Consider the following 26,581-nt stretch of genomic DNA (forward strand, 5'->3'; position numbering starts at 1 on the left):
AGCGCAGTGAAAATGACCAGAATCCTGCACAGCGCGCTGATCTTGCCACGCTCCGGTTACGTTTTGTCACATTTATACATAGTCACGGCATAGTCTGGGGCTAAAATGGCCCCCAATCAGATTTACCCCTCTTAACACTTCATGGATTGTTTGATGAAAATGCGTATCTGGATTGGCCTCGGCCTGCTCTCTCTGATAGCGGCCATCTGGTGGGCGGTTGGCCACTTGCAACCGGCAACCAAAGCCCCTTCCCGCGAGATCAATATTCGTACCCAGACCGTCAAGCAGAGTCTGGCCGAGCCAACTCTCAAGCTGGTAGGCAAGCTGGCGGCCAACAACTCGGTGGTGATCACACCAGAGGTAACCGGACGCCTGATCAAGATTGCGGTACAGTCGGGTCAACAGGTCAACAAGGGCGATACGCTGGTCGCGCTGGATGCGGGCAAGCAACAGGCTGAATTGGCCGAACAGAGTGCCAGTCTGCGCGACGAGAATCGCAAGCTGGCCGAGATGCGCAAGCTGGTCGCTCGTGGTGCCGTCACCCAGTCGGTGCTGGAGGGGCAGGAGGCCATCGTCGATCAGGTGCTGGCGCGGGTCGATGCCGCCCGTTACGAACTATCCCTTCGTACTCTCATCGCCCCCTTTGCCGGCACGGTAAGCCTGATTGATTTGAGCGAAGGGGCGCTGGTCAATAGCGGCGATACCCTGCTGCACCTCGATGATATCGATACCCTGCGCCTCGATCTGGCTGTGCCGGAGCGTTACCTCGCCCTGCTGCGCCCCGGCATGGCGGTGACGGCGACCAGCACAGCCTGGCCGGAGCAACGCTTTAACGGCACCCTCACCACTCTCGATAGCCGCATCTCCAACGAGACCCAGAACATCAAGGCGCGGGTTGAACTGCCCAACCACAACGGTCAGCTGCGCCCGGGCATGCTGCTCAATGTGGAGCTCTCGCTCCCCTCCCGCCAGCTCACCATTATTCCCGCCCAGTCGGTGGAGTACGCCGGCGAGCAGCGCTTCGTCTATCGCCTCGAGGCCGATGGCCGGGTCAAGCGGGTGCCGGTGGTGCTTGGCGAGACCGAGGGGGAGACCGTCTGGGTCACCGAAGGGCTGAAAGTAGGCGATCGCATCGTGGTCGAGGGGCTGGTCAATCTGCGTGATGGCGCCAAGGTCCACGATCTGGCAGAGGTAAATGGCTGATGTGGCTCTCCGATATCTCAGTACGCCGCCCGCTGGTGGCGGTGGTGCTCAGCGCCCTGCTCAGCGTGTTCGGTCTGGTCGCCTTCAGCAAATTGACGGTGCGGGAGATGCCCGATGTGCAGATCCCGTCGGTCTCCATCACCACCACCTATGAGGGGGCCGCCCCGGCAGTGATGGAGAGCCAGGTCACCAAGCCCATCGAGGATCAGCTCTCCGGCATCAGCGGTATCAAGAACATCAACTCGGTGACCCGCAAGGGGCGCTCGATGATCACGGTGGAGTTCAAGCTTGGCTGGAACATGGTGGAGGGGGTCTCCGATGTGCGTGACGCCCTGACCCGTGCCAAGAGCAAGCTGCCGGAGGATGCCGACGACCCGCTGGTGACCAAGGATAGCGGCAGCGGTGATGTGGCGGTCTGGCTCAACTTCAGCAGCAGCCAGATGGACCGCACCGCCATGACCGACTACGCCAACCGGGTGCTGGTCGACCCCCTGAGTCTGGTGGACGGGGTGAGCGAAGTAGCGCTATCCGGCGATCTCACCCAGGTGATGTATGTGCGGTTGCGCCCGGCCGATATGGCGGCGCGCGGCGTCACTGTGGCGGATGTGCAGGATGCCCTCAAGCGCGAGAACATCGAGCTGCCGGGCGGCGAGATCCGCAATAACTCCATGACCATGTCGGTGCAGATTGCCCGGCTCTACCACACAGCTGAAGATTTCCAGCAGTTGCAGGTGCGTACCGCCGCCAACGGTCAGAGTGTCTATCTGGCCGACATTGCCGATGTGGAAGTGGGGGCCAAGAACGAAGACAGCGCCTACCAGCGCAACGGCCGCGAGAGTCTGGGTATCGGCATCGTCGCCCAGTCCACCGCCAACCCGCTGGCGGTAGCGCAGGGTGTGGAGAAGAAGCTGGTGGAGATGCAGCGCTTCCTGCCGGAGGGGGCCAAGCTGGAGGTTGACTACGACTCCACCATCTTTATCAAGCAGGCCATCGACGAGGTATATGAAACATTGGCCATCTGCGCCGTGCTGGTGGTGGCGGTGCTCTATCTGTTCCTCGGGCAGGGGCGCACCACCCTCATTCCTGCCATCACGGTACCAGTGTCACTTATCTCCGCCTTTATCGGCGCCTGGTATCTCGGTTTTTCCATCAACCTCATCACCTTGCTGGCGCTGATCCTCGCCATCGGTCTGGTGGTGGATGATGCCATCGTGGTGGTGGAGAACATTCACCACCATCTGCAGCGGGGTGAATCACCCCTGCTGGCGGCTTGGCACGGCACCCGCGAGGTGGGGTTTGCGGTCATCGCCACCACGGCGGTGCTGGTAATGGTCTTTATCCCCATCGCTTTTATGGATGGCATGGTGGGCCGGCTCTTTACCGAGTTTGCGATGTTGCTTTCGCTGGCGGTGCTCTGCTCCTCGTTGGTGGCACTCACTCTCACTCCGGCCATGGGCTCCTGGCTGATGCGCCCGCTTGACAAGCCGAATCGGCTGACGGCGGCCCTCGATCGCACTCTGGGCCGGGTGGAAGGGCACTATCGCCACCTGCTGTCGTGGGTGCTGCGTCGCTCGCGTTGGATACCGCTGGCGCTGCTGCTCTGTCTTGGCGGTATCGGTGCTCTGTTCACCCAGCTGCCGAGCAGCCTCACCCCGACCGAGGATCGCGGCGTGGTCTTCGTCTTCGTCAAGGGGGCTGAGGGGACCAGCATCGAGCGGATGAAACGCAACATGCAGCAGGTGGAATCGACCATCATGCCGATGCTGGGCCAGGGGGTAGTCAAGGCGATGAGCTTCAGTACACCCGCCTTTGGCCGCGGCGGCGATCAGACCGGCATGGTGATCATCCAGCTCACCGACTGGGCCGAGCGTGATGTGACCGCCACCGAGTTTTCCCGCTCGCTCGGCGCCAAGCTGTCGGTTATTCCCGATGTGATGATCCGCACCTTCCAGCCAGGCTTTCGTGGCGGCTCTACCGCTGCGGTGCAGTTCGTGCTGCAGGGCAACGACTATGCCGAGCTCTACCAGCAGGGGCTGGAGCTGCAAAAAGCGGCGCAGGCGAGCGGCCTGATGATAAGCCCGGATCTCGACTACGCCGAGAAGACTCCTGAGCTGCAGGTGACCGTCTCGCGCGACAGCGCCAGCCAGCTCGGCATTCCGGTTTCCACCGTCGCCAGCACCTTGCAGGCGATTTTGGGCGGGGTGAGCAAGACCACCTATGTGGACAGGGGCGAGGAGTATGACGTCTACCTGCGCGCTAACCAGAAGGAGTTCAACGGCATATCGGATCTCGGTCGCATCTACCTGAAGGCAGCCAATGGCGAGATGGTGAGCCTCTCGACGCTGGCGACGGTCAAGCAGGTGGCGACCGCCAACCGCCTCAACCACTACCAGCGCCAGAAGGCGGTGACCCTGACCGCCGACGTGGCACCGGATCATACCCTTGGCGAGGCGCTCGACTTCCTCGACGGCTGGGCCAACGAGCATCTGCCGAGCGGCATGACGGTCGATTATGCCGGTGACTCCAAGGATTACCGCGACAATCAGGGGGAGATGGCTATGGTCTTCGGCCTCGCCCTGCTGGTGGTCTATCTGGTGCTGGTGGCCCAGTTCGAGAGCACCCTCACCCCGACCGTGGTGATGATGACGGTGCCGCTCGGCATCTTCGGCGGCTTGCTTGGCCTCTGGCTGACGGAGCAGGAGATGAGTATCTACAGCCAGATCGGCATGATCATGCTGATCGGCATGGTGACCAAGAACGGCATCCTCATCGTCGAGTTCATCAACCAGCTGCGCCAGCGCGGGGAAGGGTTCGAGGAGGCGATTATTGCAGGCTCGGTGCGCCGCCTGCGGCCCATCCTGATGACTTCGCTCACCGCCATTATCGGTGCGGTGCCGTTGATGCTCTCCATGGGGGCGGGCTACGAGAGCCGGATGGCGGTGGGTACCGTGGTTTTCTTCGGTCTGTCGCTGGCGACCCTGGTTACCTTGCTGGTGGTGCCCGCTATCTACCACCTGATCGCCCGTCACGCCGGCATGACCGGGCAGCGGGATCAGCAAGTGGATGAGGCGCTGGCCGCCAGGGGGGACACTTCTGTGCCATAACGGCTGTGTCCGGTGCCTGCTTTGACCGGGGCACCGGAATACATCACGCAAACGCGCAGAGCTTGATAGCCGGCTCTGCTGTTGTAGCCTTCGAGGGGATAGTGACATGATTGAATCGGCACTATCCTACTCACCACCTTTTTCTCCTCTATTTCTGCGGCTTGAGGCCATTTTTACCTGATTGGCACTTTTATTGCTTTCGGTCTGTCAGCGTCAATGAATTGTCTGGGGACGAAAATGGAAATAAGTGCAAGCAGCCTGATGCAAGAGATGCAGGCACTCAAGGTAGAGGCCGGTGCAACCCCGCTGCCACAGCCTGGCCGCCAGGTGACCTCTGATTTTGGCCTGCTGTTGCAGCAAGCTCTCGGTAACGTCAACGAGTTGCAGGGCGCCGCCAATGATCTGCGCACCCGTTTCGATATGGGCGACAAGTCGGTGGATCTGGCCGAGGTGATGATTGCTGGCCAGAAATCCTCTATCGCCTTCGAGGCGACAGTACAGGTGCGCAACAAGATGGTTGAGGCCTATAAAACCATCATGAATATGCCGGTATAAATGATGACTGTGCATCATGACATGTCAGCAATAAGGACATAAATCGTGGCAACTGACCAAAATGGCGATCTGCTGATAAATGATGAGGGCACCGCCGCCCTCGATGCCAACGAGCAGAAGAGCTCGGCACTGGGATTCTTGTCCAATACCGATGTTCTGCGCCAGATCACGCTGATCCTGGGGCTTGCCATCTGTCTGGCCATCGCCGTCTTTATCTTGCTATGGGGCAAGGAGCCGGATATGCGCCCTCTTGGCACCTACACCACCCAGGAGCTGGTCAAGACCCTCGACTTTCTCGATCAGCAGAAGATCCCTTATGAGGTGGACGGTAAGAGCGTGCTGGTCAGTGCCGAGAACTTTGCCAGCATCCGTTTGGCGCTGACCCGGGCCGGTCTCACCAATGCGGCTGATGTGACCAATGGTGGAGAGGATATCCTGCTCAAGGACTCCAGTTTTGGCGTCAGCCAGCGGATGGAGACCGAGCGCCTCAAGCTGAGTCGCGAGCGCCAGCTGGCTAGCGCCATCGAACAGTTCCAGAATGTGGCCAAGGCCCAGGTGCTGTTGGCCATCCCCAAAGACAACGTCTTTGCCCGTAACGAGCGCAAGCCCAGTGCCACTGTGGTTCTCAACCTGAAAGGGGCTGCACTGGGGCAGGGGGAGGTGGACTCTATTGTTGATATGGTGGCCTCTGCGGTACATGGCCTCGAGCCGACCCGTGTCACCGTGACCGATCAGAATGGTCGCCTGCTTAATTCCGGTTCCCAGGATCCCGTCTCTGCCCAGACTCGCAAAGAGTTTGCGATGCAGCAGAAGCAGGAGCTGGAGTACAAGCAAAAAATTGACGCCATTCTGATCCCGGTGCTCGGCGCCGACAACTATACGGCGGAAGTGGATCTCTCTCTCGACTTCTCCCAGCAGGAACAGACTCGCAAAACCTACAATCCCGATCTGCCTGCGGTGCGCTCCGAGATGACGCTGGAAGAGAACAGCTCCAGCGGCAGCAATGGCGGAGTGCCGGGGGCCCTCAGCAACCAGCCGCCTGCCGCGTCCAATATCCCTGAACAGGCCACTGGCGGTGATGGTACAGGTGCGGCGGCTTCGGGTCGTTCTCGCAAAGAGGCGACTCGTAACTTCGAACTGGATACCACCGTCAGCCACACCCGGCGCCAGATGGGTGGCATTCGTCGCATGACCGTTTCCGTTGCCGTGGATTACAAGGCAGTGCCAGGCGCTGACGGGGCCGTGACCCGCGAAGCGCGCAGTCAGGCGGAACTCGATACCCTGCGTCGTTTGCTCAGCGGTGGCCTTGGTTTTGATGTAACCCGTGGTGATACCCTTGAGGTAGTTGCCATTCCGTTCAATCGCCCCGAGCTTGATACCGTCGCCGAGGTGCCGCTCTACGATCAGCCCTGGTTCTGGCGTGCGGTACGGATTGCGGCATCTGTACTGGTGATTATTGTCTTGATCGTCACCGTGGTTCGCCCCATGCTCAAGCGGCTGCTCTATCCGGATGCCAAGCCGGAAGGGGAAGTGGACTTTGACAACCACACCGTACTGGGTGGTGACGACGAACTCAGCTTGTTGGCAGCTCAGGTTGAGGGAGAGCAGGTATTCGGGGTACGCGATGGCCAGCTGAAACTGCCGGATCTGCATCGTGACGAAGATTTGCTCAAGGCGGTGCGTGCCCTGGTGGCGAACGAACCGGATCTGGCCGCTCAGGTCATTAAAGAGTGGGTAACCAAAGATGCCTGAAGAAAGTAAAAACCAGGTAACCGGCAACGATATCACCGATAGCCAGCGTCAGTTGCTGGATCAGATGTCCGGTATGGAGATGGCGGCGGTATTGATGTTGAGCCTTAACGAAGAGGATGCCGCCCAGATCTTCCGCCATCTCGAACCCAAGCAGGTACAGCGGCTCGGTATGTCGATGGCATCCATGTCTGATTTCAGCCACGATCGGGTAGCGGCGGTGCACCGTCAATTCATCGACGATATCCAGAAGTACACCAACATAGGTATCGGCAGCGAAGATTTCGTGCGCAAGGCACTGGTAGCCGCGCTTGGCGAGGACAAGGCGAGCAACCTGGTGGACCAGATCATTCTTGGTTCCGGTGCCCGCGGCCTCGATTCGCTCAAGTGGATGGATGCCCGTCAAGTGGCCAGCATCATCCAGAACGAACACCCGCAGATCCAGACCATAGTGCTCTCCTATCTGGAGCCGGAGCAGTCCGCCGAGATCCTGAGCCAGTTCCCGGAGCAGGTGCGTCTGGATCTGGTGATGCGGATCGCCAACCTTGAAGAGGTGCAACCGGCAGCATTGCAAGAGTTGAACGACATCATGGAGAAACAGTTCGCCGGTGCGGCGGGTGCCCAGGCGGCCAAGATGGGTGGCCTGAAAGCGGCTGCCAACATCATGAACTACCTGGATACCAACATCGAAGGCCAGCTGATGGACTCGATCCGCGAGTCGGACGAAGAGATGAGCCAGCAAATCCAGGATTTGATGTTCGTGTTCGAAAATCTCATCGATGTGGACGACCGCGGTATCCAGACTTTGCTGCGGGAAGTGCCGGGGGATCTGCTGCAGCGCGCCCTCAAGGGCTCCGACGATCAGATGCGCGAGAAGATTTTCAAGAACATGTCGAAACGAGCGGCCGAAATGCTGGCAGACGATCTGGAGGCCATGGGGCCAATCCGGGTCTCCGAGGTGGAGGCTGCCCAGAAGGAGATCCTCTCCATCGCCCGCCGTCTGGCCGATGCAGGCGAAATCATGCTGGGCTCCGGCGGTGGCGAGGAGTTCCTCTAGACCATGACCAACTCATGGAACCTGTCTGCCAGCCCAGTATGCGGTCATGGCAAGGAGCGGCGCGAATAGATGAACAACAAGCTGCGTGGCTATGTACGGCCTGAAGGGGAAGAGACCAGGGTAGAGACCTGGGGCTGGCCCGAAATGGATGTGGCGGTCGAGACCGAGACCAATGCTCTCGGTCTTGCCCCTGACTGGTATCAACAGGAAGAGGAGGTGGTGGAACCGGAGCCCGAACAGGAACCGACTCCCAGCATCACCGCCGAAGAGCTCGAAGCGATCCGTCAGGCGGCTTGGGAAGAAGGAATGGCCGAGGGGCGCGAGGCTGGCTATGCCAAAGGGCTCGAAGAGGGCAAGCTGGAGGGACTGCAACAGGGGCACTCGGCCGGTCTCGAGCAGGGGCGGGAAGAGGGACTGGCCATGGGGCGCGATCTGGTTGAGCAGGAGATCGCTCACTGGCAGGGGCTCGTCGCCCGCCTCGCCAATCCCCTGATTGAGCTGGATCAGGCGGTAGAGCAGCAACTGGTCGCGCTGGTGATGCAACTTTCCCGCGCGCTCATTCGCCATGAAGCCGAGACCTCTCCCCGCATCCTGCTGGAGGCACTCAAGGAGGGGCTGGCATTGTTGCCCGCCGCCGAGCAGGGGGTGACTCTGATGCTGCATCCCGATGATATCACGCGAGTCGAGCAGGCATTTGGCGCTGACGAGTGCGCCAGACGCCACTGGCGGTTGCAGAGTGACCCCACCCTCTCCCCTGGCGATCTGCAACTGGCTACTGAACTCTCCAGCATCGATCTGACCCTCTCCGGGCGCATCGATCAGTTGCTGCGCAACTTCTTGCGGGACAACGCGTCGCAGAACCCGGCTTCGCAGGATCCACGCCCATAACCGATGCCTGACGATGTCGTCCGGTTGCACTTTTTAGTTCCCAGGAGGCCAGATGAGCGGCTCGCTACTGAACCGGTTGCAAGGGTACAAGGTACGCGACAGCGCCCCCAAACCGCCGGTTGCCGGCAAATTGACCAGGGTGGTGGGGCTCACCCTCGAAGCCATCGGTTGCCGTGCCGCCATCGGAGCCTTGTGTCGCATCGACACTCTCGAGGGAACTCTGGAGGCTGAAGTGGTGGGGTTCTCGGGCGATCGCCTCTATCTGATGCCGAGCGAACAGCTCAAGGGGGTGATCCCCGGTGCCCGGGTGGTGCCCGTCACCGAAGAGCATGGCATACCGGTTGGCATGAACCTGCTTGGCCGGGTCATCGACGGTATCGGCCAGCCGCTCGATGGCCTCGGCCCCATTCTCTCCTCCCGGACTGTGCAGTTTGCTCAGCATCGCATCAACCCGCTCTCTCGCCGCCCGATACATCAGCCGATGGATGTAGGGGTACGTGCCATCAATGCTGTGCTGACGGTGGGTCAGGGCCAGCGAATGGGGCTGTTTGCCGGTTCTGGTGTCGGTAAATCGGTGCTGCTTGGCATGATGACCCGCGGCTCGGTGGCGGATGTGGTCGTGGTCGGCCTCATCGGTGAACGGGGCCGGGAGGTGAAAGAGTTTATCGAAGATATTCTGGGGGAGGAGGGGCGTGCCCGCTCCGTGGTGGTGGCGGCCCCTGCCGATGCCTCGCCGCTGATGCGGCTAAAGGGATGTGAAACGGCGCTGGCCATCGCTGAATATTTTCGCGATCAGGGGCTCAATGTGTTGCTGCTGATGGACTCACTGACCCGTTATGCCCAAGCCCAGCGTGAAATCGCCCTGGCGGTGGGCGAGCCGCCGGCCACCAAGGGATATCCACCCTCGGTCTTTGCCAAATTACCTGCGCTGGTGGAGCGAGCGGGAAACGGAAGTGACGGCCAGGGCTCCATCACCGCCTTCTTCACCGTACTGACCGAGGGGGATGATCTGCAGGACCCCATTGCTGATGCGGCGCGGGCGATTCTCGATGGCCACATTGTGTTGTCGCGCGAACTGGCCGACGCAGGCCACTATCCGGCTATCGATATCGAAAAGTCCATCAGCAGGGTCATGCCCATGGTCACTTCGCCGGAACATATGGAGTTGGCGCGGACCCTCAAGCAGTTTTACTCCCTCTATCAGCAGAACCGGGATCTCATTACTATCGGTGCCTACAGCCAGGGTTCTGATCCGCGTATCGACCGAGCCATCATTCAAAAACCCTATCTGGATCAGTTCTTGCAGCAGGGGATGCGTGAGGTCATTCATTACGATGATGGCCTGCAAGCCTTGCAGATGGTGGCGATGCCCTTGATGCGTTGATGACGGTTGGGAAGAGAGGGTGAGGCAATGAGTAAAGGGTTGTTATTGTTGGCTGAGCGGCTGGCTGAGGCCGAGCAGCAGTGTGCTCTGGCTCTGGTAAAAGCGCAGCAGGACCTCAAGCTGTTTATGGATCAGCAAAATGCTCTCAACCAGTACCGCCAAATCTATCACCAGCAGTGGACCGATCGAGGTTTGCAGGGGATCTCGCCCCAGCAAAACAGCCAGTATCACGCCTTTATCAACAAGCTCGAGCAGGCTGCTACCCAGCAATACGAAGGGGTGCTGCAGGTACGTCAGGCTCTGGAGCAACGTCGTGAAGAGTGGCTGGCGGCTCAGCAGCGGCGCAAGGCGGTAGAGCTGTTGCTGGAGAAGCAGGCAAGCCGCGAGCAGCAGAAAGCCCTGCGTCAGGAGCAGAAAATGCTGGATGAGTACGCCATGTTGCGGCGTTTTCATCAAGCTGGCCTGTAACTTGCTTTGATCTGGACATTGTCGGCGGCTATCTCGTTGGGGCCGCCAGAATTCAGGGATGCCATCATGATGCAGACAGTGCTGACACAAACGCCTTCGGTTCCGGCTAACGGATTGGATAAAGCGCCTCTGAACGGCGCTTCCGAGAGCAATGGCATTGATATGGTGGGGAGCGAGAGCAAGGGGGATTTCGCCTCGCTGATTGCAAAGGTCCAGGGCAGTGAACAGGGTGTTGCTGATAGCAATCAGAGCGTTAAGACTCTTCAGTCTGCCAAATCTTTGGCGACCGAGAGTGCCTCTCCCCACGAGGAGCCCAGCAAGGAGCAGGATCCTGACGCCGACAACAAGATGGAGGAGGTTCCCGCTACCGACTTTCTGCTGCGTCTGCAAGACTCCCTCAAGCTTGATACCTCGCTAGTGACACCCCAGCTGGTGGTGGCAGCCCAACAGAGCGCCACTGCGCTAGACGGCAATCCGTTGCCGCAAGAGGGTGAGCAGGAGAGCATTGGGCTTGATGAAAGCGCGCTGGCCCCTGCCGCTTCCAGGATTGTCCGCCAGCTTGCTGGTCAGACCGGGGCGCAATCGCCGTTGGCCACGACCGCCACATCGACCCCGGACACCACAGTATCGCCCTCTGCGGCGCGAGTGGTGGCGCAGGGCGACGCATCATCCTCCGTCGTTCTCTCCCATGCGGCCTTCTCCTCTGAGGAGGAAGCTGTTGCCCCCCCATCGGATCAGCAGTCTGGGGAGAAAGTCTCTGCCAAGGGAGAACCGCTCGGGGTGGATGGCAAGCCAACCAAGCCCCTTACGGGGGCAGAGCGAATGACTCAGCTGGCCAAGGTGCTGCCGGTCGATGAGTCGGCCAGTACTACCAAGTCTGTTGAGTCACTCGTAGCGAAAGAGGGGGACGACAGCAAATCCGGCTCCTCAGCCAATGGTGTGGTGACCGGCAAGGGACCAACGGCGCAAGTCGTGACACAGGGGACTGTACTCAAGACATTCAGCGAGGGGCTCAAGCAACCTGATGCGGGCACCGTAACCACAATCGCTGAGAGCCTTGGCATGGCTGGCAAGGGGGCTGAGAAGCGTGCCGCCGAGGTGAGTCAGCAGACAGCCACTACCACAGTAGCCAATCAAGGCTCGGCACCGGTGATGATGACGCAAAGTGCCGCGGCTCAGGGGAGTGTGACGGTAAATGCGACGACTCAGACCGATAGCACTGCCGCTCCCGTGATGGTGGCGCCGCAGCAGGTGTTGGCCCAGGCCGAATCTCAGGGGCCACAAGCACCGCTGTCGAGCATTTCAGCCGGCATCAAGCAGATGGAAGTGACCGGCACCGACGAGGTGCGCAAAGCGATTCAGCAGGAGCTGAAACCGAAGGTCGGTGAGGCGGAGAAGAGTCTTGTTGCTACAACATCGAACAGTGAGAGCAGCCAGAGCCAGACTGTGCAGCATGGCCAGAACAGTCAGCCCCAGCCACAGGTGGCCGAAAGCCGGGCGCCCGCCACTGAGGCTACGTTGCGCCGTGAACCGCAGAATTTACCCCATCTGAAACTGGCCAGTCAGGAAGCGCCTGCCGAATTGCACCAGAAGGTCAACGTGATGCTGGCCGAAAAACTGCAACAGGCGGAAATTCAGCTTGACCCCCTCGGTCTTGGCAAGATGAAGATCCAAATCCAGATTGGAGCGGACAGTCAGGCTAACGTCCATTTCGTTGTTCAGCATGGACAGACTCGCGAGATGCTGGAGCAGGCGATGCCTCGTCTGCGTGAAATGCTGGCAGGGCAGGGGATCCAGCTTGGCCAGACGCAGGTTCAACAGCAGTCGCAGCAACAGCAGGGTCAGCCCACTTTTGGCGGGCAGGGGCAGCAGGGCCAGGGTGGCGGTCAGTCACATGCCGGTAACGGGCTGGTTGAGGGAGAACTCACCACAGCCAACCTCAGTTTGCTGGTGGAATCGACAAACGGCTCTGGAATAGATTTCTATGCTTGATGCAATCCCGAGTAAGTTTATGATATCGAACAAGTTTGAGACTAGGGTGGACAAGGGATGGCTGACGATAACGAATTGACGCTAAAAGACCCGGCTGCGGGCAAGAAAAAGAAGCTGATCATTATCATTGCCCTGGCGGTTATTTTGCTGGGCGGTGGTGGAGCTGGTGCCTGGTTTATGCTCTCCGGCTCGGATGCGCCCCCTGCAGAAGCGGCGGAGGGAGCCGATGCCCAACCCAAGGTGGAAGCACCCCAGCCATCCCTTTATGTCGGGATGCCACGCCCCTTTGTCTTCAACGTCGCGGGTGCCCAGCGGGATCGGTTGGTGCAGATCAAGATCCAGTTGATGGTGCGCGGCACCGCCGACGAGACGTTGGCCAAACAGAATATTCCCCTGATTGAAGGTACCTTGCTGCGGGTGTTCAGTGCGGCCAGTGCCGAACAGCTGATGACCTTTGAAGGCAAGGAGAAGCTGCGCAAAGATTCACTGGAAGAGTGCCGTCGGGTGCTCAAGGACCTAGTCTCTTCCCCCGTTATCGAACAAGTGCTGTTTACCGGCTTTGTAATGCAGTAGGTGAAGCGTGAGCGATCTGTTAAGTCAGGACGAAATTGATGCCCTCTTGCACGGTGTCGATGATGTCGAAGAGGAAGAGATAGGCGGCGCCGGAGATCCCGGTGTTGCCCAGTTTGACTTCTCCTCCCAGGACCGCATCGTTCGTGGCCGGATGCCAACCCTGGAGCTGGTGAACGAACGTTTTGCCCGCCACATGCGGATCAGCCTGTTCAACATGATGCGCCGTACCGCCGAGGTCTCCATCAACGGCGTACAGATGCTGAAGTTTGGCGAGTATGTTCACACTCTGTTCGTGCCGACCAGCCTCAACATGGTGCGTTTCCGACCATTGAAAGGAACCGCACTCATCACCATGGAGGCGCGGCTGGTTTTCATCCTGGTGGAGAACTTCTTTGGTGGTGACGGTCGCTACCACGCCAAGATTGAGGGACGTGAATTCACGCCGACCGAGCGCCGGATCATCCAGATGTTGCTCAAACTGGTGTTTGAGGATTACAAGGATGCCTGGGCGCCGGTGATGGACGTAGGGTTTGAGTATCTCGACTCTGAAGTGAACCCGGCGATGGCCAACATCGTCAGCCCGACTGAAGTGATCGTGGTGAGCTCCTTTCACATCGAACTTGATGGTGGTGGCGGTGATTTCCACGTGGCTATGCCTTACTCCATGCTGGAGCCGATCCGTGAACTGCTTGATGCCGGTGTGCAGAGTGACAAGGGTGATACAGACGTGCGCTGGAGCAAGGCGCTGCGCGACGAGATCATGGATGTAAAAGTCGAGTTGAGGGCCAAACTGCTGGAGACCGAGCTTACACTGCGTGAGCTGATGGAGCTGCAGCCGGGAGATATTATTCCGGTCGACATGCCTGAACATCTGCTGGTTTATGTGGAAGATTTGCCCACCTTCCACGCCAAGATGGGGCGGACGAAGGAGAATGTGGCACTCAAGATCACCGACAAGCTCAAGCGCCCGGAAGGGGTCAAGACCGAGATGCATCTGGTGACCCGGGGCGGTGTACGTATCGATGGTGAGGCCGAGCTGGAAGAGCTTGAGCGCAGCATCGAAGAACAACAGCGTTAATCGACGGTTTGCGGTTATGGACTGTCACGAAGCGGTATAAGGAAACAAGATGAGCGGAACAGAGGAAGAGGATCTGATGGCTGATGCCTGGGCGGCAGCACTGGAGGAGCAGGTGACGGCGGAAGCCAAACCGGCTCCGCTGGAAGAGCTCAAGGACGATGCCCCTATCAGTGCCGAGGAGCGGCGCAAGCTTGACACCATTCTGGATATTCCGGTCACCATCTCGATGGAGGTCGGTCGCAGCCAGATCAGCATTCGTAATCTGCTGCAGCTCAACCAGGGCTCGGTGGTGGAGCTGGATCGGGTGGCAGGCGAGCCGCTGGACGTGCTGGTCAACGGTACCCTGATCGCCCACGGCGAGGTGGTGGTGGTAAACGACAAGTTCGGTATTCGCCTGACTGATGTCATCAGCCAGATTGAACGGATTAAGAAACTCAAATGATGCGTCTGCTGCTGTTGTTGCTGCCACTGCCGGTATTTGCCGAGGTGGGGGGGGCAGCAAATGCTCCCAGCCTGAGCTCTTGGCTGATCTCCAGCCTGATGGTGATCGGGCTTATTTTGGTGCTGGGTTTTTTGCTCAAGAAGAGCAAGATTGCCAACGCCATGGGGGGCGGACAGATGAGAGTGATCGCCACGCTGCCAGTGGGATACAAGGAGAAGTTGCTGGTGGTCAAGGTGGGTGAGCAGCAGTTGCTGCTAGGGGTGACGCCACAGCAGGTCAACTTTCTCTATCGGCTGGAGGAGCCGCTGGACGAGCAGCAGCCGCAGGCATTTTCCCAGCAGCTGGGTAAATTGATGGGCAAACATGAAAAAAACTAACGGCTTGTTGTGGCAAACCGGATGGCTGGCTTGCCTGTTGATCCCGCTGTTTTACGCCTGGCCTGCGTTGGCGCAGGATGGTATGTCGGCAGTGACAGTCAAGACCATGGGAGATGGCTCTCAGGAGTACAGCCTGACCCTGCAAGTGCTGGCGTTGATGACCGCGCTCTCCTTCTTGCCGGCCATGGTCATCATGATGACCTCGTTTACCCGCATCATCATAGTGTTGGGTATCTTGCGTCAGGCGATCGGTCTGCAACAGAGCCCCTCCAACCAGGTGTTGATCGGTATTGCCTTATTCATGTCGTTTTTCATCATGTCGCCGGTGCTGGATCGTATCAATGATGAGGCGCTGCAGCCCTATCTGTCCGAAACCATTCAGGCCAAGGAGGCGCTGGAACGGGCTGAATTGCCCATCCACCAGTTCATGCTGGCTCAGACCCGGATAAAGGATCTCAATACCTTCATGGAGATCGCCAACGTACAGGTAGAGAAGCCTGCCGATGTGCCGCTGCGTGTGCTGATCCCGGCCTTTGTTACCAGCGAACTGAAAACAGCCTTCCAGATTGGCTTTATGCTGTTCTTGCCGTTTCTGGTCATCGATCTGGTGGTCGCCAGCATCCTGATGGCGATGGGGATGATGATGCTCTCGCCGATGATCGTCTCGCTGCCTTTCAAGCTGATGCTATTTGTGATGGTGGATGGCTGGAACCTGATCCTGGGATCGTTGGCTAACAGTTTCGGACTGGGTGCCGGTTAACCGGTCGCGAGCAAGGAGCCAGAACATGAGTCCCGAAACCTTTGTCGACGTCTTTCGTGAGGCGCTCTGGCTGGTCAATATCATGGTAAGTGCCGTTATCTTGCCCAGTTTGGCTATAGGTCTGGTTGTCGCCATCTTTCAGGCCGCTACCTCCATCAACGAACAGACCTTGAGCTTTCTGCCACGTCTCATCGTGACACTGCTTGCGCTGGGTGCCGGTGCTCACTGGGGAATGCAGAGTCTGATGGACTTCTTCATCCTGATGGTTAATCAAATTCCCGAGGTGGTGGGGTGACCTATACCACCGCTCTGATCATGGAGTGGTTGTCTGCCATTCTCTGGCCACTGGCCAGAATAAGCAGCCTTTTCATGGTTATGGCGGTATTTGGCAGCCGGCTGGTCGCAGCACGGATCAGGTTGGGGCTGGCGGTAGCCGTGACGTTTCTGGTTGCTCCTCTGCTTCCTCCCATGCCTCCTGTGGAGCTCTTCTCTGCCGGCAGTTTTCTGGTCTTGGGCCAGCAACTGCTCATCGGTATTGCGCTGGGGTTGATGACCCAGTTTCTGATGGAGAGCTTCGTGATGGCGGGGCAGGTGATCGCCATGCAAACCAGCCTGGGTTTTGCCACCCTGGTGGATCCGATGAATGGCCAGTCGGCCCCTGTGGTCGGTCAGATTTATCTGATGCTGGCGACCCTGGTATTTCTGGCGCTCGATGGTCATCTGGTGATGCTGCGCCTGGTGATCCTCAGTTTTGAGACGCTCCCCATCTCTGATAGCGGTTTGTCTGTCTCTTCGATGCAAACACTGAGCGCATTCCTGGGGGTCATGTATCAGGCCTCGCTGGTGATGGCTCTCTCTGCCATCGTGGCTTTGCTGCTTATCAACTTCGCTTTTGGCGTGATGACCCGGGCTGCCCCCCAGCTCAATATTTTCAGTATCGGTTTTGCCGTCAGCATGATGTCGGGTTTGCTTATCCTCTGGCTTACGATCGGCGGCTTCCTCGGCCATTTCGACACCTTGTGGGAGCGGGTGCAGGAGGTCAGTTGCGAGCTGATCGACACCCAATGTTTCGGAGGTGTCAATGGCTGATACCGACCAGGAACGTACCGAACAACCCACGGGCAAACGACTGCAACAAGCCCGTGAAAAAGGGCAGATTGCACGTTCAAAAGAGCTGGGAACTGCCAGCGTACTGCTGTCAGCCGTCTTTGGCCTGCTGTTGATCAAGGGTTACCTGGCGAGCGCCATGCTCAAGGTGGTGACTATGGGCTTCACGCTAAACAGAGAGCAGGCTTTCGATCCCAATGCCATGGTAGCCATGGTGCCGGCGCTGCTGGGGGAACTGGTGTTTCCGCTCGGACTGCTCTTCGCTCTGGTCGCCATCGCGGCTTTTATCGGCAATATCCTGATGGGGGGAATGAACTTCTCCACTGAGGCAATGATGCCGAAATTCAGCAAGATGAGCCCCATCAGCGGGTTCAAGCGAATGTTTGGAGTGCAGTCACTGATCGAGCTGGTCAAGTCCATCGCCAAGGTGGTGTTCATTACTCTGTTTGCCTGGTGGATGCTCTCAAGCCAGTTTAATCATCTGCTCAACCTCTCCATGGAGGGCTTTCCCGGCGGCATCATAGATGCCCTTGACCTTTTTTTGTGGATGCTGATCATCCTTTGCTGTGCCTTGTTGCCTATTGTGGCCATCGATGTGCCGTTCCAGCAATGGAACCATATGCGTCAGCTCAAGATGACCAAGCAGGAGGTGAAGGACGAGTTCAAGGATAGCGAGGGTAAACCCGAGGTAAAGGGCAAGATCCGCCAGTTGCAGATGCAGATGGCGATGCGCCGGATGATGGGGGATGTACCCAAGGCCGATGTGGTGATCACCAACCCGACCCACTACTCGGTGGCGCTCAAGTATGATGCGGGCAAACCCGGTGCCGCACCCAAGGTCGTGGCCAAGGGCACTGATGAAATTGCAATGAAGATCAGGGAGATAGCCAGAGAATACGAGATACCCATCATGCCGTCACCGGCCTTGACCCGGGCTATCTACCACTCTACCGAGTTGGGCCGCGAGATTCCGGAAGGGCTGTTTGCGGCGGTTGCTCAGGTTCTGGCCTATGTCTTCCAGCTCAAGAAATTCCGCCGTGGCCAGGGGCGCCGTCCTCAGCCGTTGGCCAAGGATCTCCCCATTCCGACCGAATATCGCAAATGACAAAGTTCTGACGCTGTAAAAGTAAATTCATTGTATTTCAATGTTTTGCATTGTTGGCTTAATGTTTGCTTTAATCTGGCACCAGCAGGTTGACATTGAGAAGAGCGATGCATTTCAAGGCAGTATTGGGCCAGTTAAAACAGTCTCGGGGAGTGTTGAGCAAAGGCCTTGGTACCCCTCTGCTGGTGTTGGCTGCGCTCGGCATGGTGGTGTTACCCATCCCCCCGCTGATGCTGGATGTGCTCTTCTCTTTCAACATTGCGCTCTCTATCGTGGTGCTGCTGGTATCCGTTTATACCCGGCGCCCCCTCGAATTTGCTGCCTTCCCGACCGTATTGCTGCTCGCCACTTTGCTGCGGCTGGCGTTGAACGTGGCCTCGACCCGAGTGGTGCTGCTGGAGGGCCACAATGGCAGTGCAGCGGCAGGCCATGTGATCGAGGCATTCGGTAACGTGGTGATCGGCGGCAACTATGCGGTCGGTATCATCGTCTTTACCATCCTGATGATCATCAACTTTGTAGTTATCACCAAGGGTGCCGGGCGGATCGCGGAAGTGAGTGCCCGTTTTACCCTGGATGCGATGCCGGGTAAACAGATGGCTATCGATGCCGATTTGAATGCCGGTCTCATCAATCAGGAAGAGGCGAAGAAGCGTCGCCTTGATGTAACCCAGGAAGCCGATTTCTATGGCTCCATGGATGGTGCCTCCAAGTTCGTCAAAGGTGATGCGATAGCAGGCATCATGATCCTCTTCATCAACATCATCGGCGGCTTCATCATCGGGATGATGCAGCATCATCTTACCTTCAGCGAATCTGCCGAGATCTATACCCTGCTGGCGATCGGTGACGGTCTGGTAGCGCAGATCCCCTCCCTGCTGCTCTCTATCGCCGCAGCCATCATAGTGACCCGTCAGAATACCGATCAGGATATGGGCACAGCGGTATTAGGCCAACTGTTCGATAACCCCAAGGCCTTGATCATCTCTGCCGGTATCCTGCTGATGATGGGGTTGGTGCCGGGGATGCCGCACTTCGCCTTCCTGAGTCTGGGGGCGCTCGCTGCCGCCGGAGCCTGGTGGCTGCTGCGCCGCGAGAAACTGGCGGTAGCCAAAGCAGCCAGTCGCGAGTTGATGCCGACCAGTGCAGATCAGCCATCGCATGAGCAGAAAGAGTTGAGCTGGGACGATGTGATGCCGGTAGACATCATCGGGTTGGAAGTGGGTTACCAGCTAATCCCGCTGGTGGATCGCAATCAGGGGGGCGAATTGCTCAACCGGATCAAAGGGGTGCGCAAGAAACTCTCGCAAGAGCTGGGCTTTCTGGTGCCTGCTGTCCACATTCGCGACAACCTGGATTTGGCACCCAACCAATATCGCATCACCTTGATGGGAGTCAGTACCGGCGAGGCCAACGTCTACCATGATAAAGAGATGGCCATCAACCCGGGGCAGGTATTCGGCCAGATCCAGGGGATTGCCACTCGGGATCCCGCGTTTGGACTTGAAGCAGTGTGGGTAGCCAAGGAGCAGGTGTCACAGGCGCAGACCCTGGGGTATACAGTGGTGGATACTGCGACCGTAGTTGCCACCCATTTGAGCCAGATCTTGACCAACCATGCGTCACTGTTGCTCGGCCATGACGAGGTACAGCAGTTGCTCGACATGATTGGCAAACATCAGAGCAAACTGGTCGAAGGGCTTGTGCCTGAAGTGATCAGCATGGGTAACCTTGTGAAGGTATTACAGAATTTGCTCAATGAAGGGGTGCCAATTCGCGATATGCGCACTATCCTGCAGACCCTGGTGGAATACGCGCCGCGCAGCCCGGATCCGGAAGTGCTCACCGCGGCTTGCCGGATTGCCCTGCGTCGCCTGATTGTTCAGGAGATTGCCGGCCCTGATCCCGAGCTACCGGTGATTACATTGGCACCTGAATTGGAACGTATATTGCATCAGTCTTTGCAAGCGGGTGGTGGTGATGGCGCCGGTATTGAGCCGGGTCTGGCGGAGCGAATGCAGCGTTCACTGGTGGAAGCCACTCAACGACAAGAATTGGAAGGCCAACCGGCTGTGCTTCTGACATCGGGGATCCTGCGCAATACCCTGGCGAAATTTGTCAAGAATGCCATTCCTGGATTACGTGTGCTGTCCTATCAGGAAGTGCCGGACGACAAGCAGATTCGCATCGTCAGTGCGGTAGGGCAGAACTAGTTAGCGGAGACGACGGGTGAAGATTAAGCGGTTTTTTGCCAAGGACATGCGAACGGCTCTGGCCGAGGTCAAGGAGACGCTCGGGCCCGATGCCGTCATCATGTCCAACAAGAAGGTTACCGGGGGGGTAGAGATAGTCGCCGCTGTTGATTATCAATCCCAGGTTCCGAGCCCCAAAGATGCGCCGGTTCGCCGTCAGCTGAACGATGAGAGCGTCAATATTTCGTCTGCTGCTCGGCAGATGACCCGTCCCGAGCCCGCAAAGGTTCAGGAACAGAACGAACATTATGCTGATACCCTGGCCGCCCTCCTCGCGCGTCAGCAGAAACTGAAGCCTGGCAATGGGGCTCCCATGGGCAACACTCAATCGGCTGGTCTGGCTGCTGCCAATGCAGTGCCCAGAACGCTGGCCGAGCAGGGACAGTGGGGCACAGTCCCGGAACCTGCCAAACCCAAGGCGCGTGTCGTATCCGGCCAACGGGCCCATCAACCTGCCCAGCGGGATCAGGAGATGGAGGGGATGCGCAAGGAGATGGCCAGCATCCGTAAACTGCTGGAGCACCAGATCTCCGGTCTGATGTGGCAGGAGGTTGAACGACGCGAGCCGATGCGTGCCCTGCTCATCAAAGAGCTCAAGAAGATGGGCTTTGACGATGCCTTTTCCGATCAACTGGCGGGGCTGATCCCTGAAGACATGCCTATCCATCAGGCGATGGCCCAGTTGGCTGAAGTGTTGACGGCTCAGCTCAAGATCAGTGAAGACGAAATTTTACGTCAGGGGGGGGCGGTTGCTCTGCTGGGGCCAACAGGGGTGGGCAAGACGACCACCATTGCCAAATTGGCAGCCCGTTTTGCCATGAAGTATGGCGCCGAGCAGGTGGCCCTTATCACCACTGACAATTACCGGATCGGGGCTCATGAGCAATTACAGACTTATGGCCGGATCATGGGCTGTCCGGTTCGTCAGGTGCGTGATGCCGAAGAGCTGGCCAATGCCCTCTATCAGTTCCGCCACCGCCGGCTGGTATTGATCGATACGGCAGGCGTGGGGCAACGGGATATCCGGCTGACCGAGCAGCTCGATACCCTGGTCAAAAATGCCAAGGTGAGGATCCGCAGCTATCTGGTGATGTCGGCAACTTCCCAGCGTCGGGTAATGCAGGAAGCGGTTGACCATTTCCGGCGCATTCCCTTGAGCGGCTGCATACTTACAAAGTTGGATGAGAGTCTGAATCTGGGCGAAGTAATTAACGTGTGTATCCAGAATGTCTTGCCTATCAGTTACATCACTGATGGGCAGCGGGTTCCGGAAGATATTCAGGTTGCCAATGCGGCGCAGCTCGTCGGAGCTGCCATGGGCTCGCTGGAGCGAGAAACAGAGGAGCCCTATTTCTGGGGCACAGGCTTTGGCGAGGCCGAAGATTCGGAGTTTTATGAGTAACATGTATATGGATCAGGCGAGTGGTCTGCGCAAAATGCGTCAAAACAATCGAGTAAAAGTGATCGCCGTTTCCGGTGGTAAAGGTGGCGTAGGCAAGACCAACGTGACCCTGAACGTGGCGGGAGCCATGGCGGCCCAAGGCAAACGGGTGATGGTGCTGGATGCTGACCTTGGTCTGGCAAATGTTGACGTCATGCTGGGGTTGCGGGTTCATCGCAATCTCTCTCACGTGCTGGCAGGCGAGTGCACGATCGACGACATTATCGTTGAGGGACCGTACGGCATGATGATTGTGCCTGCAACCTCGGGGACCCAGTCTATGGTCGAGCTTTCGCCGGTACAACATGCCGGACTGATCCGCGCCTTCAGCGAGATGAAGACCCAGGTTGATATTCTGATGGTGGATACGGCGGCGGGGATCTCGGACATGGTGCTGAGTTTCACCCGCGCCGCGCAGGACATCATGGTGGTGGTGTGTGACGAGCCTACCTCTATTACCGATGCCTATGCCCTTATCAAGATCCTTTCCAAAGAGCACGGTGTATTTCGCTTCAAGGTAGTGGCAAACATGGTACGCAGCCTGCGCGAAGGGCAGGAGCTTTTTGCCAAGCTGACCCGGGTAACGGATCGTTTCCTTGATACGTCACTGGAACTGGTTGCCTGCGTGCCTTATGACACCAATTTACGCGCAGCAGTACGCAAGCAGAAACTGATTGTCGAGGCGTTTCCCAAGTCGCCGGCGGCTTTGGCTTTCCGCGCATTGGCCAACAAAGCGGCTAGCTGGCCGGTACCCAACCAGCCTGGCGGTCATCTGGAGTTTTTCCTGGAGAATCTGTTACAGACTCAGGCCACCACACAGGAAGGTTCCCGTGAATAAAGCCCAAGCGTACTTGCGTCATCAGGATTCCTATCTGCTGGTAGAGCGCCATGCTCCACTGGTCAAGCGGATTGCCCAGCATTTGCTGGCTCGCCTGCCAAGCAGTGTCTTGCTGGATGACCTGATCCAGGCAGGTATGATTGGGCTTCTCGAAGCGTCGCGGAACTTTGATGGTAGCAAGGGGGCCAGTTTCGAGACCTATGCCGGGATTCGTATCCGTGGTGCCATGCTGGATGAGATCCGGCGTGGTGACTGGGTGCCTCGTTCCGTGCATCGAAACAGCCGAGCGATTGCAGAAGCGATCGAAAATGTTGAGCAAGCCAATGGACGGGATGCTCGTGATACGGAAGTCGCAGCGCAAATGGGAGTCTCTCTCGCTGATTATCATGTCATGTTGCAGGATGTCTCCTGCGGCAAGATCATCGGTATCGAGGATTTGGGGGTCAGTGAGGATGTGATCGGTAACCCTGATGAAGCACCGTCAGGCTCCGGGTTTGATGAACTGGCCGCAGAACGATTTCAAATTCAACTGTCGGAGCAAATCGGTCGCTTACCAGAGAGAGAAGCTCTGGTTCTCTCTCTTTACTACGATGAAGAGCTGAATTTACGTGAAATTGGTGAGGTTTTGAATGTAAGTGAGTCGCGCGTGAGTCAGATACATAGCCAAGCAATGCACAGACTGCGCGCTCGTTTGAGAGATTGGCATCTATAAGTGTTTGTACTGGCTACACTGAGATGAAACTCTAAGGCATAATCCGCATGACACAACCCATTTTTAGCATCATGTAAGTGAGCCACTCAGGTGGCTATTGAGGAGGGAATTTTGGACAAGAACATGAAAATCCTCATTGTTGACGATTTTTCAACGATGCGCCGGATTATCAAGAACTTGCTGCGCGACCTTGGGTTCAACAATACCCATGAAGCGGATGATGGCAACACAGCACTGCCGATGCTGAAAAATGGTGATTTCCAGTTTGTGGTTACTGACTGGAACATGCCAGGCATGCAAGGTATCGACCTGCTGAAAGCCATTCGTGTCGATGAGAAGCTCAAGCATCTGCCGGTGCTGATGGTGACGGCGGAAGCCAAACGTGAGCAGATCATTGAAGCCGCGCAAGCCGGCGTTAACGGTTATATCGTCAAGCCTTTCACTGCAGCAACGCTCAAAGAAAAACTCGACAAAATTTTTGAACGCCTTGGCTAAGGAGCAGCAGGGATGATGGCCAAAACGAGAGCAATGATTTCGCTCGACCAGGCAAGGATGCTTGTTGCTCATCTGGAGCAAGGTGAATTCGAGCTGGCCGATGAACTGCTTGCCAATGTATGTGCCCCCAACGCAGCCGATCTGTTTGATAAAGTTGGTCAGCTGACCCGACAACTGCATAACTCACTTCAAGAATTTCGTCTCGACCCCCGAATTCCCGATTTGGCCACCCATGACATTCCCGATGCGCGGGAGCGCCTCAATTATGTCATCGATATGACCGATAAGGCTGCTAATCGCACCATGGATGCTGTTGAGGCTAGTCTGCCGATAGCTGATCGCCTGAATGATAATATCCAGTTGGTGATGCCGAACTGGAATGCACTGATGTCCAGGGATATGAGCGTGGGACAGTTTAAGTCCTTATGCCATCAACTCGATGATTTCATTAAGGCTTCTGAATCAGATGCCGATAAGTTACGACAACTGCTGACAGAAATACTGATGGCACAAGACTTCCAGGATTTGACAGGACAGATGATCCGCAAGGTCATCAAGCTGGTTCAGGAAGTCGAAACAAAATTAATAGAAATGCTGACTATGTTTGGTGAGGCTGCAGCTGAGCATGCAACTCGAACTCTCCCTGCGAACGGGATTGAAGCCGAAGGCCCCATCATGAATCCAGAGGCGCGTGCCGATGTAGTCAATGGTCAGGATGATGTGGACGATCTGCTGTCTAGCTTGGGATTCTAATGGAGTGACGCATGGCCTTCGAAGTTGATGAAGACATACTGCAAGACTTTCTGGTCGAAGCATCCGAAATATTGGAACAGTTGTCTGAGCAACTGGTCGACTTGGAAAAGCGGCCTGACGACAAGAATCTGTTAAATGCCATCTTTCGCGGTTTCCACACTGTAAAAGGCGGCGCCGGTTTCCTGTCTTTGGGTGAGTTGGTTGACGTATGTCACGGTGCCGAAAACGTATTTGATATCTTGCGTAACGGCAAGCGAACAGTGACTGCCGAGCTTATGGATGTAATCCTGCAAGCGCTGGACGCCATAAACGTGATGTTCGCCCAAGTACAAAACCGTGAAGCGCCAAGTCCTGCGTCTGATGATTTGCTCCATGACCTCCACGAGTTGTGCAAGCCTGAAGGAGAAGAGCAACTTCGAACCGCGACCAGCGGTGCTAATGGCATGGAGCCGGAGGCTGTTACTTCTGTTGTTGAGGTTGTCTCTGACCCCGAGGTCGTTGAACCGATAAACCAAGCAAGCGATCCTGCAGCTGTTAACGGGGGCGGCTCCATCGACGAGATTTCAGCTGATGAATTCGAGCGTCTGCTGGATGAGTTGCATGGCGTGGGGGGCACACCAACCACAACCAATAGTGCGGCAGGATCATCTGTTGCTGGCCAATCTGGCGATATCACCGATGATGAGTTTGAGGCCTTGCTGGATCAACTCCATGGTCAGGGACAGCACATGGGGGCGCCAGAGGTGAATCCTCTGAAGTCGGTGCAAAAAGAGGTGGACGAGCTTATCGATGATGATGAGTTTGAGCGCCTGCTTGATGAATTGCATGGTCGTGGTCAAGGGCCTCAGAGTACTCTGGCACCTGCCGCACCTGCCGCACCTGCCGCACCTGCCGCACCTGCCGCACCTGCCGCACCTGCCGCACCTGCCGCGGTGACTCCGTCCAAACCGGCCACTCCTGTAGCCAAACCAGCACCGGCTGCTCCCGCAAAATCTGCCGAAGCAGCCAAGGCACCAGCGTCTGCCGCCAAGGCGGCGCCTGCGCCAGTAGAAAATAGTGCTGTGCAAAGCGATACGACGGTGCGGGTGGATACCAAGACTCTCGATGTCATCATGAACATGGTAGGTGAGTTGGTACTGGTCCGTAACCGGTTGGTGAGCCTGGGTATTGCCAGCAATGATGAAGAGATGTCAAAGGCGGTTGCCAATCTGGATGTGGTAACGGCTGACCTGCAAGGTGCGGTTATGAAAACCCGCATGCAGCCAATCAAGAAGGTATTTGGTCGTTTCCCACGCGTGGTGCGTGATCTGGCCAGAACCCTCAAGAAAGAGATTGAGCTGGTGATGGTGGGGGAAGAGACCGATCTTGATAAAAACCTGGTAGAGGCGCTCGCCGATCCTCTGGTTCACCTTGTTCGCAACTCCTGCGATCATGGGGTCGAAATGCCTGATGTGCGGGAGAAAGCGGGCAAACCGCGGCAAGGGACGATCACCCTTAGTGCCTCCCAGCAAGGTGACCATATTCTGCTTTGCATTGAGGATGATGGAGCAGGGATGGATCCTGAGAAACTCAAGTCCATCGCAATCAGTCGCGGTGTTCTGGATGCAGATACTGCTGCTCGCATGAGCGACAACGATGCCTATAACCTGATTTTTGCCCCGGGCTTTTCAACCAAGGCCGAGATCTCCGATATCTCTGGCCGTGGTGTCGGGATGGATGTGGTTAAAACCAGCATTGTCAGCCTCAATGGGTCGGTGCATATAGATTCCACTTGGGGGAAAGGTACCCGTCTCGAAATCAAGGTTCCGTTGACGCTAGCCATTCTGCCGACTCTGATGGTTGAAGTGGGTGAGCAGACCTTCGCACTTCCCCTTGGTTGTGTGAACGAGATTTTCCATCTGGACCTGAAAAAAGCCAACATGGTTGATGGTCAGCTCACCATCATTGTGCGCGAGAAGGCGATACCGCTCTTCTATCTGCACAAATGGTTGATTCGTGGCGCCAACAAACGTTCACGTCAGGATACCGGACATGTGGTAATAGTGCAGATTGGCACTCAGCAAATCGGATTTGTGGTAGACAGCCTGATTGGTCAGGAAGAGGTGGTCATCAAGCCTCTTGATAACCTGCTTCAAGGTACCCCAGGCATGGCTGGGGCGACGATTACCAGTGATGGCGGAATTGCTCTTATTTTGGATGTGCCGAGTCTGCTCAAAGCATATGCGCGTAGACATTAATAGCTCAGGCC

General features: G+C 57.3%; 24 protein-coding genes. All 24 read left to right on the forward strand.

The window, feature by feature from the left end; translation table 11 throughout:
* The first annotated feature begins 153 nt into the window (after positions 1–153).
* On the forward strand, positions 154–1,203 hold the full coding sequence (locus G5171_RS05900) for an efflux RND transporter periplasmic adaptor subunit (RefSeq protein ID WP_421250599.1): 1,050 nt from the start codon (positions 154–156) through the stop codon (positions 1,201–1,203).
* Positions 1,203–4,307: an efflux RND transporter permease subunit gene (locus G5171_RS05905; RefSeq protein ID WP_421259949.1), complete on the forward strand. Its 3,105-nt coding sequence runs from the start codon at positions 1,203–1,205 to the stop codon at positions 4,305–4,307. Before G5171_RS05900 ends, G5171_RS05905 begins: the two co-directional genes overlap by 1 nt.
* Before the next feature lie 237 nt (positions 4,308–4,544).
* Positions 4,545–4,862, forward strand: a complete 318-nt coding sequence (fliE, locus tag G5171_RS05910; protein WP_005343949.1) for a flagellar hook-basal body complex protein FliE — start codon at positions 4,545–4,547, stop codon at positions 4,860–4,862.
* Positions 4,863–4,907: 45 nt separating this feature from the next.
* Complete coding sequence (gene fliF / locus G5171_RS05915) at positions 4,908–6,614, forward strand: flagellar basal-body MS-ring/collar protein FliF (protein WP_005343951.1); 1,707 nt, start codon at positions 4,908–4,910, stop codon at positions 6,612–6,614.
* Positions 6,607–7,668: a flagellar motor switch protein FliG gene (gene fliG, locus G5171_RS05920; protein WP_005343953.1), complete on the forward strand. Its 1,062-nt coding sequence runs from the start codon at positions 6,607–6,609 to the stop codon at positions 7,666–7,668. The genes fliF and fliG overlap by 8 nt, the downstream gene beginning before the upstream one ends.
* Positions 7,669–7,737: 69 nt before the next feature.
* Positions 7,738–8,556, forward strand: coding sequence for a flagellar assembly protein FliH (gene fliH / locus G5171_RS05925; RefSeq protein ID WP_421250597.1), 819 nt, complete (start codon positions 7,738–7,740; stop codon positions 8,554–8,556).
* Between the two features lie 52 nt (positions 8,557–8,608).
* Complete coding sequence (fliI, locus tag G5171_RS05930) at positions 8,609–9,940, forward strand: flagellar protein export ATPase FliI (protein WP_005343955.1); 1,332 nt, start codon at positions 8,609–8,611, stop codon at positions 9,938–9,940.
* A 27-nt stretch (positions 9,941–9,967) separates the two neighbouring features.
* Entirely contained in the window at positions 9,968–10,408 is a 441-nt protein-coding gene (fliJ, locus tag G5171_RS05935; protein WP_337072573.1) for a flagellar export protein FliJ, read from the forward strand.
* Between the two features lie 66 nt (positions 10,409–10,474).
* Positions 10,475–12,400 (forward strand): flagellar hook-length control protein FliK, encoded by a 1,926-nt coding sequence (locus G5171_RS05940; protein WP_421259950.1) that lies wholly within the window; start codon positions 10,475–10,477, stop codon positions 12,398–12,400.
* A gap of 57 nt (positions 12,401–12,457) precedes the next feature.
* On the forward strand, positions 12,458–12,973 hold the full coding sequence (gene fliL / locus G5171_RS05945) for a flagellar basal body-associated protein FliL (RefSeq protein WP_216979262.1): 516 nt from the start codon (positions 12,458–12,460) through the stop codon (positions 12,971–12,973).
* Between the two features lie 7 nt (positions 12,974–12,980).
* Positions 12,981–14,051, forward strand: a complete 1,071-nt coding sequence (gene fliM, locus G5171_RS05950) for a flagellar motor switch protein FliM (protein WP_005343961.1) — start codon at positions 12,981–12,983, stop codon at positions 14,049–14,051.
* A 49-nt stretch (positions 14,052–14,100) separates the two neighbouring features.
* Complete coding sequence (gene fliN / locus G5171_RS05955; RefSeq protein WP_005343964.1) at positions 14,101–14,493, forward strand: flagellar motor switch protein FliN; 393 nt, start codon at positions 14,101–14,103, stop codon at positions 14,491–14,493.
* Positions 14,490–14,870 carry a flagellar biosynthetic protein FliO gene (fliO, locus tag G5171_RS05960; protein WP_216979261.1) on the forward strand — a complete coding sequence of 127 codons (381 nt, stop codon included), beginning with the start codon at positions 14,490–14,492 and terminating at the stop codon, positions 14,868–14,870. The genes fliN and fliO overlap by 4 nt, the downstream gene beginning before the upstream one ends.
* Positions 14,857–15,630, forward strand: coding sequence for a flagellar type III secretion system pore protein FliP (gene fliP / locus G5171_RS05965; RefSeq protein ID WP_216979260.1), 774 nt, complete (start codon positions 14,857–14,859; stop codon positions 15,628–15,630). The genes fliO and fliP overlap by 14 nt, the downstream gene beginning before the upstream one ends.
* A 25-nt stretch (positions 15,631–15,655) precedes the next feature.
* Positions 15,656–15,925 carry a flagellar biosynthesis protein FliQ gene (fliQ, locus tag G5171_RS05970; RefSeq protein WP_005343969.1) on the forward strand — a complete coding sequence of 90 codons (270 nt, stop codon included), beginning with the start codon at positions 15,656–15,658 and terminating at the stop codon, positions 15,923–15,925.
* A complete protein-coding gene (fliR, locus tag G5171_RS05975; RefSeq protein WP_421250594.1) occupies positions 15,922–16,719 on the forward strand; it encodes a flagellar biosynthetic protein FliR in 798 nt (265 codons plus the stop codon). Before fliQ ends, fliR begins: the two co-directional genes overlap by 4 nt.
* On the forward strand, positions 16,712–17,842 hold the full coding sequence (flhB, locus tag G5171_RS05980; protein ID WP_005343971.1) for a flagellar biosynthesis protein FlhB: 1,131 nt from the start codon (positions 16,712–16,714) through the stop codon (positions 17,840–17,842). Before fliR ends, flhB begins: the two co-directional genes overlap by 8 nt.
* Positions 17,843–17,949: 107 nt before the next feature.
* On the forward strand, positions 17,950–20,055 hold the full coding sequence (gene flhA / locus G5171_RS05985) for a flagellar biosynthesis protein FlhA (protein ID WP_421259951.1): 2,106 nt from the start codon (positions 17,950–17,952) through the stop codon (positions 20,053–20,055).
* A 16-nt stretch (positions 20,056–20,071) separates the two neighbouring features.
* On the forward strand, positions 20,072–21,496 hold the full coding sequence (gene flhF, locus G5171_RS05990) for a flagellar biosynthesis protein FlhF (RefSeq protein WP_421259952.1): 1,425 nt from the start codon (positions 20,072–20,074) through the stop codon (positions 21,494–21,496).
* A gap of 34 nt (positions 21,497–21,530) precedes the next feature.
* A complete protein-coding gene (locus G5171_RS05995) occupies positions 21,531–22,373 on the forward strand; it encodes a MinD/ParA family protein (protein WP_408082997.1) in 843 nt (280 codons plus the stop codon).
* On the forward strand, positions 22,366–23,085 hold the full coding sequence (locus G5171_RS06000; RefSeq protein WP_005343982.1) for an RNA polymerase sigma factor FliA: 720 nt from the start codon (positions 22,366–22,368) through the stop codon (positions 23,083–23,085). The genes G5171_RS05995 and G5171_RS06000 overlap by 8 nt, the downstream gene beginning before the upstream one ends.
* 111 nt (positions 23,086–23,196) lie before the next feature.
* On the forward strand, positions 23,197–23,580 hold the full coding sequence (gene cheY / locus G5171_RS06005) for a chemotaxis response regulator CheY (RefSeq protein ID WP_041234108.1): 384 nt from the start codon (positions 23,197–23,199) through the stop codon (positions 23,578–23,580).
* Positions 23,581–23,592: 12 nt separating this feature from the next.
* Positions 23,593–24,333, forward strand: coding sequence for a protein phosphatase CheZ (locus tag G5171_RS06010; RefSeq protein WP_005343984.1), 741 nt, complete (start codon positions 23,593–23,595; stop codon positions 24,331–24,333).
* Positions 24,334–24,344: 11 nt separating this feature from the next.
* Entirely contained in the window at positions 24,345–26,570 is a 2,226-nt protein-coding gene (locus G5171_RS06015) for a chemotaxis protein CheA (RefSeq protein ID WP_421259953.1), read from the forward strand.
* Positions 26,571–26,581 lie beyond the last annotated feature (11 nt).

It is taken from the genome of Aeromonas sp. 600774 (assembly GCF_049175075.1).
Lineage (GTDB): Bacteria > Pseudomonadota > Gammaproteobacteria > Enterobacterales > Aeromonadaceae > Aeromonas > Aeromonas veronii_A.

What these genes read in the sequence shown, in the direction of transcription:
- G5171_RS05995 (WP_408082997.1), top strand. Translation starts at nt 21,531, where the DNA reads ATGCGTCAAAACAATCGAGTAAAAGTGATCGCCGTTTCCGGTGGTAAA.
- fliN (WP_005343964.1), top strand. Translation starts at nt 14,101, where the DNA reads ATGAGCGGAACAGAGGAAGAGGATCTGATGGCTGATGCCTGGGCGGCA.
- G5171_RS05940 (WP_421259950.1), top strand. Translation starts at nt 10,475, where the DNA reads ATGATGCAGACAGTGCTGACACAAACGCCTTCGGTTCCGGCTAACGGA.
- fliE (WP_005343949.1), top strand. Translation starts at nt 4,545, where the DNA reads ATGGAAATAAGTGCAAGCAGCCTGATGCAAGAGATGCAGGCACTCAAG.
- fliJ (WP_337072573.1), top strand. Translation starts at nt 9,968, where the DNA reads ATGAGTAAAGGGTTGTTATTGTTGGCTGAGCGGCTGGCTGAGGCCGAG.
- G5171_RS06015 (WP_421259953.1), top strand. Translation starts at nt 24,345, where the DNA reads ATGGCCTTCGAAGTTGATGAAGACATACTGCAAGACTTTCTGGTCGAA.
- fliI (WP_005343955.1), top strand. Translation starts at nt 8,609, where the DNA reads ATGAGCGGCTCGCTACTGAACCGGTTGCAAGGGTACAAGGTACGCGAC.
- fliO (WP_216979261.1), top strand. Translation starts at nt 14,490, where the DNA reads ATGATGCGTCTGCTGCTGTTGTTGCTGCCACTGCCGGTATTTGCCGAG.
- G5171_RS06010 (WP_005343984.1), top strand. Translation starts at nt 23,593, where the DNA reads ATGATGGCCAAAACGAGAGCAATGATTTCGCTCGACCAGGCAAGGATG.
- G5171_RS05900 (WP_421250599.1), top strand. Translation starts at nt 154, where the DNA reads ATGAAAATGCGTATCTGGATTGGCCTCGGCCTGCTCTCTCTGATAGCG.
- flhA (WP_421259951.1), top strand. Translation starts at nt 17,950, where the DNA reads ATGCATTTCAAGGCAGTATTGGGCCAGTTAAAACAGTCTCGGGGAGTG.
- flhB (WP_005343971.1), top strand. Translation starts at nt 16,712, where the DNA reads ATGGCTGATACCGACCAGGAACGTACCGAACAACCCACGGGCAAACGA.
- G5171_RS05905 (WP_421259949.1), top strand. Translation starts at nt 1,203, where the DNA reads ATGTGGCTCTCCGATATCTCAGTACGCCGCCCGCTGGTGGCGGTGGTG.
- fliL (WP_216979262.1), top strand. Translation starts at nt 12,458, where the DNA reads ATGGCTGACGATAACGAATTGACGCTAAAAGACCCGGCTGCGGGCAAG.
- fliP (WP_216979260.1), top strand. Translation starts at nt 14,857, where the DNA reads ATGAAAAAAACTAACGGCTTGTTGTGGCAAACCGGATGGCTGGCTTGC.
- fliG (WP_005343953.1), top strand. Translation starts at nt 6,607, where the DNA reads ATGCCTGAAGAAAGTAAAAACCAGGTAACCGGCAACGATATCACCGAT.
- fliQ (WP_005343969.1), top strand. Translation starts at nt 15,656, where the DNA reads ATGAGTCCCGAAACCTTTGTCGACGTCTTTCGTGAGGCGCTCTGGCTG.
- fliH (WP_421250597.1), top strand. Translation starts at nt 7,738, where the DNA reads ATGAACAACAAGCTGCGTGGCTATGTACGGCCTGAAGGGGAAGAGACC.